At 33.5% G+C, this 11,742-nt stretch carries 13 protein-coding genes, 1 tRNA gene and 1 pseudogene; 9 read left to right on the forward strand and 6 right to left on the reverse strand.

Annotation, left to right across the window (positions count from 1 at the left end; all coding sequences use genetic code 11):
- Positions 1-159: 159 nt before the first annotated feature.
- From frr to rpsB, 4 genes are read right to left on the reverse strand one after another with little or no spacing between them, the layout of a single operon-like run.
- On the reverse strand, positions 160-717 hold the full coding sequence (frr, locus tag JR312_RS03890) for a ribosome recycling factor (RefSeq protein ID WP_015588404.1): 558 nt from the start codon (positions 715-717) through the stop codon (positions 160-162).
- Between the two features lie 7 nt (positions 718-724).
- Positions 725-1,468 (reverse strand): UMP kinase, encoded by a 744-nt coding sequence (gene pyrH, locus JR312_RS03895; RefSeq protein ID WP_416647781.1) that lies wholly within the window; start codon positions 1,466-1,468, stop codon positions 725-727.
- Positions 1,452-2,297, reverse strand: coding sequence for a translation elongation factor Ts (gene tsf / locus JR312_RS03900; protein WP_416647782.1), 846 nt, complete (start codon positions 2,295-2,297; stop codon positions 1,452-1,454). Before tsf ends, pyrH begins: the two co-directional genes overlap by 17 nt.
- A complete protein-coding gene (rpsB, locus tag JR312_RS03905; RefSeq protein ID WP_264682668.1) occupies positions 2,294-3,109 on the reverse strand; it encodes a 30S ribosomal protein S2 in 816 nt (271 codons plus the stop codon). Before rpsB ends, tsf begins: the two co-directional genes overlap by 4 nt.
- A gap of 181 nt (positions 3,110-3,290) precedes the next feature.
- On the opposite strand from rpsB, the gene JR312_RS03910 reads away from it, so the two are divergent.
- From JR312_RS03910 to glmS, 3 genes are all read left to right on the forward strand, one after another.
- A tRNA-Asp gene (locus JR312_RS03910) sits at positions 3,291-3,367 on the forward strand.
- Positions 3,368-3,497: 130 nt separating this feature from the next.
- Positions 3,498-3,911, forward strand: a complete 414-nt coding sequence (gene yajC / locus JR312_RS03915) for a preprotein translocase subunit YajC (protein WP_264330537.1) — start codon at positions 3,498-3,500, stop codon at positions 3,909-3,911.
- An 8-nt stretch (positions 3,912-3,919) separates the two neighbouring features.
- Positions 3,920-5,731 carry a glutamine--fructose-6-phosphate transaminase (isomerizing) gene (glmS, locus tag JR312_RS03920; RefSeq protein ID WP_264330538.1) on the forward strand — a complete coding sequence of 604 codons (1,812 nt, stop codon included), beginning with the start codon at positions 3,920-3,922 and terminating at the stop codon, positions 5,729-5,731.
- Between the two features lie 257 nt (positions 5,732-5,988).
- Here the strand turns inward: glmS and JR312_RS03925 are convergent.
- Positions 5,989-6,142, reverse strand: a pseudogene (locus JR312_RS03925) (IS481 family transposase); the annotation flags it as partial.
- Between the two features lie 213 nt (positions 6,143-6,355).
- Between JR312_RS03925 and JR312_RS03930 the strand changes: the two are divergent.
- Positions 6,356-7,102, forward strand: a complete 747-nt coding sequence (locus JR312_RS03930) for a hypothetical protein (RefSeq protein WP_264330539.1) — start codon at positions 6,356-6,358, stop codon at positions 7,100-7,102.
- Positions 7,103-7,329: 227 nt separating this feature from the next.
- Positions 7,330-8,403, forward strand: a complete 1,074-nt coding sequence (locus JR312_RS03935) for a hypothetical protein (RefSeq protein ID WP_416647783.1) — start codon at positions 7,330-7,332, stop codon at positions 8,401-8,403.
- Here the strand turns inward: JR312_RS03935 and JR312_RS03940 are convergent.
- Positions 8,369-8,893 (reverse strand): gamma carbonic anhydrase family protein, encoded by a 525-nt coding sequence (locus JR312_RS03940; protein ID WP_416647784.1) that lies wholly within the window; start codon positions 8,891-8,893, stop codon positions 8,369-8,371. The genes JR312_RS03935 and JR312_RS03940 overlap by 35 nt on opposite strands.
- 116 nt (positions 8,894-9,009) lie before the next feature.
- On the opposite strand from JR312_RS03940, the gene secG reads away from it, so the two are divergent.
- From secG to JR312_RS03960, 4 genes are read left to right on the forward strand one after another with little or no spacing between them, the layout of a single operon-like run.
- On the forward strand, positions 9,010-9,330 hold the full coding sequence (secG, locus tag JR312_RS03945) for a preprotein translocase subunit SecG (RefSeq protein WP_007302593.1): 321 nt from the start codon (positions 9,010-9,012) through the stop codon (positions 9,328-9,330).
- Positions 9,330-10,937, forward strand: coding sequence for a CTP synthase (locus tag JR312_RS03950; RefSeq protein ID WP_416647785.1), 1,608 nt, complete (start codon positions 9,330-9,332; stop codon positions 10,935-10,937). Before secG ends, JR312_RS03950 begins: the two co-directional genes overlap by 1 nt.
- A 39-nt stretch (positions 10,938-10,976) precedes the next feature.
- A complete protein-coding gene (locus JR312_RS03955) occupies positions 10,977-11,270 on the forward strand; it encodes a hypothetical protein (RefSeq protein WP_007302591.1) in 294 nt (97 codons plus the stop codon).
- A 17-nt stretch (positions 11,271-11,287) separates the two neighbouring features.
- Entirely contained in the window at positions 11,288-11,695 is a 408-nt protein-coding gene (locus JR312_RS03960) for a nucleoside deaminase (RefSeq protein ID WP_264330543.1), read from the forward strand.
- The last annotated feature ends 47 nt before the right edge of the window (positions 11,696-11,742 follow it).

Below are 11,742 nucleotides of genomic sequence, written 5' to 3' on the forward strand. Positions count from 1 at the left end.
GTTGAATTGAAAATGCGGTTTGACACACTTTTTTGAACGTTCCCGTATAACGATCAAATGTGTGCGTAATGATGAGATCTGAATCACAGCATTCATACAACTGTATCTATATCGAATCCTCTTATGTTTTTCAATACTGAAAAATTCTTTCATATTAACTTAATGATGCAATATATCCTTTTCTTTAATAGATAAGTCATCATCGACTTTTTTTACATTATCATCAGTAATGTTTTGTATTTCCTTTTTGGCAACATGAAAATCATCTTCTGAGATTTCCTTATTTTTCTTCATTTCCTCTATTTCTTCCATAACATCTCTGCGTATATTTCTAATTGCAACTCGTGCATTTTCAGAAAATTGATGCAATAATTTCACTAATTTTTCACGAGTTTCTTGTGTTAAGTCTGGAAGAACTATACGTATAGTATTTCCTTCAACAACAGGATTTAAATTTAGGTTAGCATTGATTATCGCATTTTTCACTTCACCGATAACAGTAGCATCCCAAACTTTAACTGATAGAGTTTTGTTATCTATAGCTGAAACGCCTGCAACTTGGTTCAGTTTTTGATGTCCACCATAGATATTTACAACTATACCATCAAGTAATGATGAGTTAGCTCTACCAGTACGTACACCTTTCATATCATCATGAAAAGACTGAATAGTTTTTAGCATTCTTTCTTTTGTTTTAGCTTTTATTTCGTTTAACATAAATTACCTAATGTTTATAACCTGAGACTATAGTATAAGTACCTTGACCCTTAATAATATCGACCATTTTTTCTCTTTTTAAAGAAAAAACTATAATCGGGATAGAATTCTCACGAGCAAGTGAAATTGCTGATGCATCCATAACTTTTAAATCACGAGTTAGCAAATCTGTATAAGAAAGCCTATCATACATCACAGCATCCTCATTTTTTTTTGGATCAGCAGAATATACACCTCTTACTTGCGTACCTTTTAGAATAACATCACAATTCATTTCAACAGCACGTAAAGCTGCAGCTGTATCTGTGGTAAAAAATGGGTTACCTGTACCTGCTGCAAAAATGACAATTCTACCTTTTTCTAAATGATGAATAGCCTTCCTTCTTATGTAAGGCTCACATATGGTAGTCATAGGTATAGCAGACAACACCCTAGAGACTATAGAGCTTTTTTCTAAAAAATTTTGCAAAATTAAAGCATTAATGACAGTGCCAAGCATTCCAATATAATCACTGCTTGCTCTTTCACAGCCACTTAAAGATGCTGATGCACCACGAAAAATATTCCCACCACCAACAACAATACAAACTTGAACTCCGAGATTACAAACTTCAACTATGTCTTTGGATAGTTTATCTATCACTTCCATATCATGGCCAAACAGCTTTGATCCCATCAAAGCCTCCCCAGAGATTTTGAATAACACTCTGGGGTATTTTACTTCTGAAGTTTTGTTACTTATTTTCACCATCCAAAGTAAGTAACTTATAATTAGCTAATTTAACAGCACTTGATTCTATAAAATCAGCAACCTTCATTTTATCATCTTTTATAAATTTCTGCTCTAGCAGAACAACTTCTTCATAGTATTTAGCCATTCGTCCATCTACTATTTTTTTCGCTACCTCTTCAGGTTTATTTAAGCTCTTTACTTGCTCCTCAATTATAGAACGCTCATTGTTTAATTTTTCTTGATCTAAATCATCTATAGATAAAGCTTCAGGTTTCATAGCAACTACATGCATAGCTATTTGCTTTCCAATCTCTTGTTTATCACCAGATGATTGCAATGCTACTAAAGCACCAATCTTACCTAAGCCATGCATATCACCATGTACATAGCCAGCAATAATCCCATCCTTAGTCTCTAGGTAGCAAAGATTGCTTAACTCTAACTTCTCACCAAGAACCGATGTACCACTCATAATAGCTTCCTGTACCGTACCAACATCTTCATATTTGGCATTTTTTAACTCATCAAGACTAGTACAACGTTCTTGACAAGCAATTGATGCTAAATTTGAAACTAATGCTATGAACTTCTCACTTCTAGCAACAAAATCAGTTTCACAATTGACTTTAACCAATACACCATAATTTCTAGCCAAGCACATAGCAATAAGCCCATCGGAAGCTACTCTATCAGACTTTTTGTCAGCTTTAGCAAATCCTATTGTACGTAACCTATCAACGGCTTTCTTAATATCACCATCACACTCTTCTAACGCTTTCTTACAATCGCTTAAGCCAAGCCCTGTTCTATCGCGTAATTCCCTTATACTACTTGAATCCATCTTCATTTACTTACTATTACCTCCCTTTCTGTTTCAACCTTAATACGCTTCTTTTTAGTTTGCACAATATCCTCTTCTTTTTCTTGAATAAGCTCATCATCCTTAACTCTAGACCTTGTCAAACTAGACTCTATTCCAGCTAATATAGAATCAGCAACTAATTTACAATAGAGCTCTATTGATTTTCTTGAATCATCATTTCCTGGTATAGGATAGGCAATACCATCTGGGTCAGAATTGGTATCAAGTACTCCAACTACAGGAATACCCAGTTTTTTAGCCTCTTTAACCGCTATATGCTCTTTGTTAGTATCAATAATAAATAAAATATCAGGAACTGCTCCCATTTCTCTAATTCCACCCAATTCTTTATCAAGCTTTTTTCTTTTCTTTTCAATGTTTCCTAATTCTTTTTTTGTTAAGATGCTATCTTCATCATTGGATATTTTCTCATATTGTATCAAAGTTTTTATCGAAGAAGAAACAGTGTTCCAATTAGTAAGCATACCACCAAGCCATCGATCATTTACATAATACTGACCACAACGAACTGCTTCACTTGCAACAATATCTAAAGCTTGAAATTTCGTACCAACAAATAAAATGCGACCATCTTGAGATGCAACATCGTATAAAGCTTTCATCGCCGCCTCTAACAATGGTAATGTTTTTCGTAAGTCTATTATGTGTATACGATTCTGTTGATGTATACCATATATATATGGGGCCATTTTCGCATTCCAGCGACTAACTTTATGGCCAAAATGCACACCAGATTCAGCTAAATCACGTATAGTGACTTTAGGCAAATTTGTCATATTTACTCCTCCAAATAGTTTATCCTCCATGGCATAACCCTAACGGGACTACTTGCATAAGCCATGTGTGAAATTAAGTTATTTACATAGTAATAAAAAAGACAAAAAAGCGCAAACAAAAAATATTGACAAGTGGCAACACGTTGATTAGCTTTAAAGTTGCAAACGTTAAAAAGCAATGGGGGGTGTAGCTCAGTTGGTTAGAGCGCATGCCTGTCACGCATGAGGTCGTGAGTTCAAGTCTCATCACTCCCGCCATTACAGCAGAAACACCTTAAAATTCTTTAAGTTTCTTATTAATTTGAATTAATTTCTTTCAGAGACTTGACATGATATTGTAATTGCTGCTTAATCTATTTAATTTTATCGTTAATAATTGGGATTAAATATGTTCATTTCTGAGGTTTTTGCGGCAGATGCGACTAACAATGTATCAGCATCTGTTGCTAGCTTTATTCCACTCATTTTAATATTTGTAGTATTTTATTTTCTCATTATTCGCCCAAATCACAAAAAACTAAAAGAACATAGAAGGATGATAGATCAAATAAAACGTGGTGATACGGTTATTACTTCTAGTGGAATAATAGGTGAAGTAAACAAAGTTGACGAAGTAAATTCACAACTAATACTAGAAATAGCACCAAAAATTGAAATAAAAATCCTAAAGTCTGCTATATCTGAAATCTTAAATAAAGAAATTCAAAAGCCAGTAGCTAAATCTATTGAAAAAAGCAAAGTTGAAAAGAATGGCAAGAAAAATAAACTAGAGGAAAGTAAAAAAGACAAAAATGCTTCATAATTTACGAAGTGTGTGGAATATTAGGTATAGTAAGTAGCGGTGATTCAGTAATACCAACTTTACTAACCGCGTTGCAAAAATTGGAATACAGAGGGTATGACTCTTCAGGTATAGCAATTATAAATAATAGAGGTAAGATAGAAGTCAAAAAATCAGAAGGTAAAGTTGAAAGATTATGTGAAGTTGTTCATGAGAGCAAGATATCTAGTAGCAAAGTTGGTATAGCACATACTCGTTGGGCTACACATGGAGTTCCAAATCTTAAAAATGCTCATCCCATTTATATAAATAATGTTGTTGTTGCTCATAATGGCATAATTGAAAATTACAATATATTAAAAAAGGATCTGGAGGAAAAGGGAGTATCTTTTCATACCGACACTGATACAGAAGTAATACCAAACATATTAACTGCATATCTTAATGAAGGATTGTCACCAGTTGATTCTATATTACAGTGTCTAAACAATTTACAAGGTTCACTTGCTTTGGCTTTATTATTTGCAGAATATCCAGATACTTTATTTGTTGCAAAAAGAAATTTGCCTTTAGCAATAGGATATAACTGTAATAAAGTGTTTGCTGCTTCTGATACTAATACTTTGAATTCATTTGTAGAAAAAATATTGCATTTAGAAGATAATGATATTGCAGTAATAAAATCTAACGAATTCAGTGTATATAATAATGGTATACAAGTTAAACGCAGAACAGAAAATAGCAGTCCAAGAAATTTTCTAATTAGTAAAAATGGTTACCCTAGCTTTATGCTAAAAGAAATTTTTGAGCAACCGTATGCATTAAACAAAACAATAAATCAATTTTATAAACAATATAAAGAGATCAACAAAGAATTATTTTCTGAACTAGGTTACATTACTATAGTTGGATGCGGTTCATCCTATTTTGCTGGACTAATAGCAAAGTGTTGGCTGGAAAGTATTGCTCAAATTCGGGTATATCTAGAAATCTCGTCAGAATTTAGGTATAGCAGCGTCAAGCTCGAAGAAGGTAGTATTGGCTTATTCATTTCTCAATCTGGTGAAACTGCAGATACTATGGAAGCACTACGTTATGCGAGATTGCAGAAACAAATGATCATTAGCATAATTAATACATTTAATAGCAGCATAGAAAAAGCCTCAGATATTGTATTGCATACTCTTGCTGGACCTGAGATTGGTGTTGCTTCGACAAAAACCTTTTCTACGCAGCTTGCAATTTTAGCATGCTTTGCTGTAGAGCTTGGAAAAATAAAAGGTATACTAGGTAGAGAGAGGATAAAGGAACTAAGCGATGCTATTAATTCTATTCCCGAACATGTTGAGCATGTTTTGAATGTGATGGAAATACAACATATATCAGGCAGTATATTAGAGCACAATAATATAATTATAATTGGGAGAGGAAGCTCATATGGAGTTGCAATGGAAGGTGCATTGAAGATAAAAGAGCTTTCATATATCAACACAATTGGTATTGCAGCGGGAGAAATGAAGCACGGTTCTATCGCCTTGATAGACTCTACTGTACTTGTTATCGCAATTATTCCTTACGATAATTTATTCTTTAAAACGCTATCCAATATACAAGAGATTATTGCAAGAAAAGGTAAAGTAATTGCCTTTAGTGATAAGCAAGGAGCACCGCTCTTAAAGGGAATTTGCATAGATGTGGTGCAACTTCCAGAAGTTGACAATTTTGTTTCTCCAATTATCTACAGTGTTGCTATGCAATTTCTTGCTTATTCTATTGCAGAAAAAAAAGGGTTAGATGTAGATTGTCCGAGAAATTTAGCTAAATCTGTCACAGTTGAGTAACTTATTTAAAGTGAGTTGCTAATTAACAGCTCTAATTGTCAGTTATAAATTACTGAATTTTACTAATAAATTCATTAGCCCTCTGCGGAAGAATATGTAACTAATGTAAGGATGAAAGAGGCTAAAATTCACGCCTCAAGTTAACAAGATTTGCCATTATGGTTACCAGACACAACTTAACCTAGCAAGCAAGAATTAACTAACAGAAAAATTGAAAACTAATATCAGTCTCTTAATGTAATGCTACCAATATTTTTCTAAAAAGCAATATGTTTTCTATTCAGAAAAGTCTACATCGCCATAACAATATTTACTAGAATGAGGTCTTGTCTCACTGTAAAAACGCAACCAATGATCAACGTCTATCTGAAGATCTTCTAATGAATTGTAGATTGTTTTACAAAAAAAGAGGAGTAAATGAGAGTTCAGTAACTTGATTATAGAGTTGTACTGCCTTTCCATATTTGAAGCAAGTTGTTATTCTATCTCAAACCATAGCACAAAGTAAATATGGCAATTTATACTAAAATTTTCTGTTTATGAGTTATATTATGTAAAGATACTATTTGACCTTGAGCTTTAAAGATATTATGTAATAGCATTATTTAATATGCGAGGTTTATTATGGTTAAAGTAAGTGCTGGCGAAAACTCAAAAAAGCTTAAAGATGGTAAAAATCAGCCCATATCACCAAAAAAGTTCAAAGGCAGTCAGTCTATGTCACCAAAACGGAGTCAGAATTCTGGTGAAAAGCTATGGAGTGCATTTCACGCATTAATGAACGTAATATCGGAGCTAGAAGAAACAAAGGTTACAGTGGAACTAAAAAAAGACACTGAAATATCAGAAGAACAATTGAATAAAATAATAGCATTAAAAAATCAAGTAGAAGAAGAAACAGAGCAAATAATGATGCCATGTTTCAAGAAAATAATAGTAGAATTGAAAGGAACAAAAATAGAGAAATTGTCTACGGAGCTAAAAAAGCTGGCAGAAGTACAAGGTGAAAAAATACAAGAGTTATGTAAGAGACTAAAATCAGGTACTGGAACAGAAGAAGATCAAAACAAACTCAAGAGAGCAGTAAAAGGATTAGCAAAAGAGTGTTCCAAAGAGCTCACAAATTACGTATCTGATTCAAATTCGATAATGTTGTACACTGCTGTTATTGGTGTTGGTCTTGCTGTTGGACTGATAGCAAATACTATACTTCAGCACACAACTAGACTAAGTATGTTAGCAATAATTATCATAGCTACAGCATCTGCACTCGTAGCTGGTGGTGCTACACACACAACACTAAGACCTAATACTAAAATAGATGAATCAAAAGAAGTCCAAATAAAGAGTTCTCATCACTCACTTTCCTAATCACACTTTAATTCAAACTTTATCAGTTTTATTCAAGTTGCTTCTAAAAGGAGAATATCAATGGTGTTCTCTTTACTGATTTGGTTAAAATGCAGAAAACGCCTATGTCAAAATTTACACAGATGTTAAGTGCTGCCACTAATTCCCAGTTAGTACAATTTGTGTATCTTATTGACATATTTAATTTATTCTGTTACAATTTTTAGTAATTAGGTTGAGGTAAAACAATGAAGAGTTTTAAATGGCTACTTAATCAAGTCAGACTTTCATGGATTAGCTTAATATCAAAAGTAAAGAGCTTTTTTCAAACTAACGATACACATCATCAAACAACTGCTAGCAATGGAAATGACCATACAAAAAAAATAAGTATAGAGAATAAAATAGAAACGAAAGGTAATGAGATTGATTTAGAGGATGAACAGGATGTGTTTGAGGATGCTCTAACAGGAGAAGAGCTAGATGAAGAAGAATTTTTTTATGCTGTTGAAAGTTTTAATGAACAGGAAGTTAATGCTAATAGAGAAAAAAAGGAATATGAAAAAAATAAGTACTATAGTTTACAAGATGGTCTACAAGAAAAAAATGAATTTGATCACACAACGCACACTCTTACACTTGCTTTTGAAATTGAAAAGCCATTTCCAGACTCTGACCTTAGTAAATTTAAATTGTGCGAGCTTAAGCAAAATCGTGGTAAATACACATTTACTCTAGAGGATGACCAGAAAAATCGTATAGAGCTACACTCTGAATACCTTAATATGTATTTTCCTAAGTATTTTGAGAAACACAGAAAAAAAGGAGCATACACTGAACTTTTTTCTCAAGAAGAAAATGGAATTAGCAATGATATTATCATCCCATTAGAAGTTCTAAAAGAGGTAGGGATACTTACTGAAAAATTCGGCCGGATGAACTTCATAAAAGCAAATATACAATCTCAAATACCAGATTTTCCGGGAGATATAAATCTAAAAGATTGTAAAGATCATGTAAACTTCTATCTTAATTCAAATAATACTATATCTCTTTTTCTAACGTCAGCACCGATAAAATTTGCAGCTAAATTATCAGGTACTCCAACAGAAACAAACTGGCCAATAAAGGATATTCTAGTCAGAGGTAGTTTTATTAATCAGCATATTGATAAGCAAACTAGAGTTGAAAAAGTGATTGAGCCTTATATTGATAAGCATTCTATAGTTGAAGAAGCTTTTGAAGTAGTTAACGTAGAATGTGCATCAGAGCTGAAGATTTCTCAACCTAGCATACAGCCTTATATTCTTTCATCAGCATGATATAATTTTGTGCAGATTGTGTAATATGTTTAATTTCCTCATCTGACATTTTTTTGAAGAATTGTGCTGGCCTGCCAGCCCATACTTCACCACTTTTTATCACTTTCCCATGCGTTACCAGTGAGCCAGCAGCTACCATAGCTTCAGACTCCACAATCGCATGATCCATTATAACAGAGCCCATACCAATAAATGCTTTATCATGTATCGTGCATGCATGTAACACACAAAAATGTCCAACCGTCACCATACTACCAATAATCGTATCACCGCCTGGATTTCTATCTACATGAATTACGGTGCCATCTTGAATATTCGTTTCATCACCTATTTTGATTGATCCAACATCTCCTCTGATCACACAATTAAACCAGATACTCGCATTCCTTCCTATTTCAACGTTACCTATGATACGCACACCATCTGCGATAAAAGAACTTTCATCCATTTTTGGTTCATAATCTTTGTATTTTAAAATGTGATAGCTCATAATTTAAATAAGGTTTAATACATACTTGGATTCCAGTAGTCAAGTTACTCGGGTAAAGATATTCTTGACTTATGATCCTTATGCTCCTAAAATCTTTATTTTTAGCTCTATTCATAATGTCAGTAACAGTACTTAGTGTACTTCAAATAATATTGGTTGTTGTATTGGTAATTTTAGTGCTCCTGCAGCCACCTGGAAGTAGTTCATTAAGTGGCTTTAGTAATTCACAACAGGGAATGAATTCAATAATTCCGGTAAAGTCTTCTGAAAATCCACTCAGTAGAATAACTTCTATAGTTGCTGGGCTGTTCATTATAAATACACTGTTACTATCAGGATTATGTTCAAAAGATGTACATAAAAAATCAATTGCAGAGAAGATTATATCAGAAAAGAAGCAAGAAGGCCAATCAACTTCTGTTCCATTTGAAAATTAATGAAAGAAACCAAGTTTATCTTTGTTACAGGTGGAGTTGTTTCATCACTTGGTAAGGGTTTAGTTGCTTCAAGTGTGGGAGCACTTCTTCAAGCTCATGGATTCAATGTTCGCATCAGAAAGCTTGACCCATATCTCAACATTGATCCTGGAACAATGAGCCCAGCTCAGCACGGGGAAGTATTTGTTACTGAGGATGGTGCTGAAACTGATTTAGACCTTGGACATTACGAGCGTTTTACTAAAATTAAAGCAACCAAGGACGACAATATAACAACTGGTAAAGTATATAATAAATTATTAAAGAAGGAAAGGTGTGGTGATTATCTAGGCAAAACTGTGCAAATCATTCCTCATGTGACAGATTTAATCAAATCTTTCATTTTTAATGGTACAGAAGATTTAGATTTTGTAATATGCGAAATAGGCGGAACCGTAGGCGATATTGAAAGCCAACCGTTTTTGGAAGCTATACGCCAAGCTAATTATAAACTAGGAAAGCAAAAAGTTATCCTTATTCACTTAACTTTAATACCATACCTCACTGCAGCACAAGAATTAAAGACAAAACCGACACAGCATTCAGTTCGAGAGTTAAACTCTGCGGGGTTACAACCAGATATTATATTATGTCGCAGTGAAAAAGAAATTTCCGATAATCAAAAAGAAAAGATAGCCAATCTTTGCAATGTTTCTTTATCTAACGTAATACCTGCTCCTGATGTAAACCATATATACGAGTTACCGTCCTTGTATAATCAATGTGGGCTCGGGACACAAATTTTGGATCACTTTCACTTAAGTAAGCCAAAACCAAGCTTACCTGAATGGAACCAAATAGTACACTCTATGAGACATCCAACACAAGAAGTTATCGTTTCCATAGTAGGAAAATATACTGAATTTCCTGACGCATATAAATCACTGATTGAAGCATTAAACCATGGTGCAATTAGTAATAAAGCTAGAGTGAAGATAAATTGGGTCAACTCAAGAGAAGAGAATGGAAAATCTATAGATGCAAAGTTTATCAGAGAAAAATTACAAAGCTCTAATTCAGTCCTTGTTCCAGGAGGATTTGGTGATAATGGAATAGAAGGTAAAGTATTAGCAATAAACTATGCCCGTGTAAATAACATTCCTTTTTTAGGAATATGTCTTGGTATGCAGCTTGCAGTGATTGAATTTGCTCGTAACGTTATTAAGCTTGAAGATGTACACTCTGAAGAATTTTATACTTGCAAACACCCAATCATCAAGCTCGCTGATGGTAAGAACGTTGATCTTGGTGGAACCATGAGACTTGGAACATACAAGTGTAATATAAGTCCAAATTCAAAAATGGCAAATGTGTATAGTAGTGTCACTATTTCAGAAAGACACAGACACAGATATATAGTTAATTTAGATTATAAAAATAACTTAGAAGAGAATGGAATGATATGCAGTGGTATATCAGAAGATAAAACATGCATAGAGGCAGTGGAGCTAAAAAATCACTCATGGTTTATTGGTGTGCAATTTCATCCAGAATTTCAATCAAGACCATTTTCTCCTCATCCTCTCTTTACATCATTTATTAAGGCAGCTATTGACAATAGAGTTTAATAGAACTGAATAAACTATATTCTAATAGAGAGGTAAAAAATGTTACTAAGAAATAGTAAAGATAGCATTACATATGGATCTGCGACCTTCGAGGAATTGAATAGGCATGTAGAACAAATAATATATAAATTAGAGGAGGATCAAATTATAGAGGATATAATGGAAGAAGTAGTTGTAGCTATAAACGAACTAAAATCGGTAGAAGAAATAAAAAAATATTTAAAGCGAGAAATAGATAGCCTTGTAAAAAGGACAATAGTCCTTAGTGAATTCTATAACCTAGAAAAAATAGAAAAGCCAAGAAAAGAAAATTATATTTACCCAAGCACCTAATGTTTAAGTACCAATACATGGAACTTGCTATAGAGCAAGCAAAACTTGCTCAGAAAGATGGCGAAGTGCCAATAGGTGCTGTAATAGTTAATGGAAACAATATCATCTCCTCTGCACACAATATATCTAATGATCCAACTGCACATGCAGAAATGTTAACAATTAAACAAGCATTTTCAACTTCCACGCTTTATGAAGCTGAAATGTACGTAACGTTAGAGCCGTGCCCGATGTGCGCTCAAGCTATCTCTTTTGCAAAAATTAAACGTCTGTACTTCGGGGCTTACAATCCCAAAGGTGGAGGAGTTGAAAACGGCACTAGAATATTTCAATTCTGTAACCACATACCTGAAGTTTATGGTGGAATATTAGAAACAAAATGTTCTCTTTTATTAAAAGATTTCTTTGAGAAATTGAGAACTTAGTGGGAACGTTCAAAAAAGTGTGTCAAGCCGAAAAAAAAGTAATAAAT

Origin of the sequence: Wolbachia endosymbiont of Nasonia giraulti (genome assembly GCF_048054155.1) — a bacterium.
In the GTDB taxonomy this organism is placed as follows: Bacteria; Pseudomonadota; Alphaproteobacteria; order Rickettsiales; family Anaplasmataceae; genus Wolbachia; species Wolbachia pipientis_C.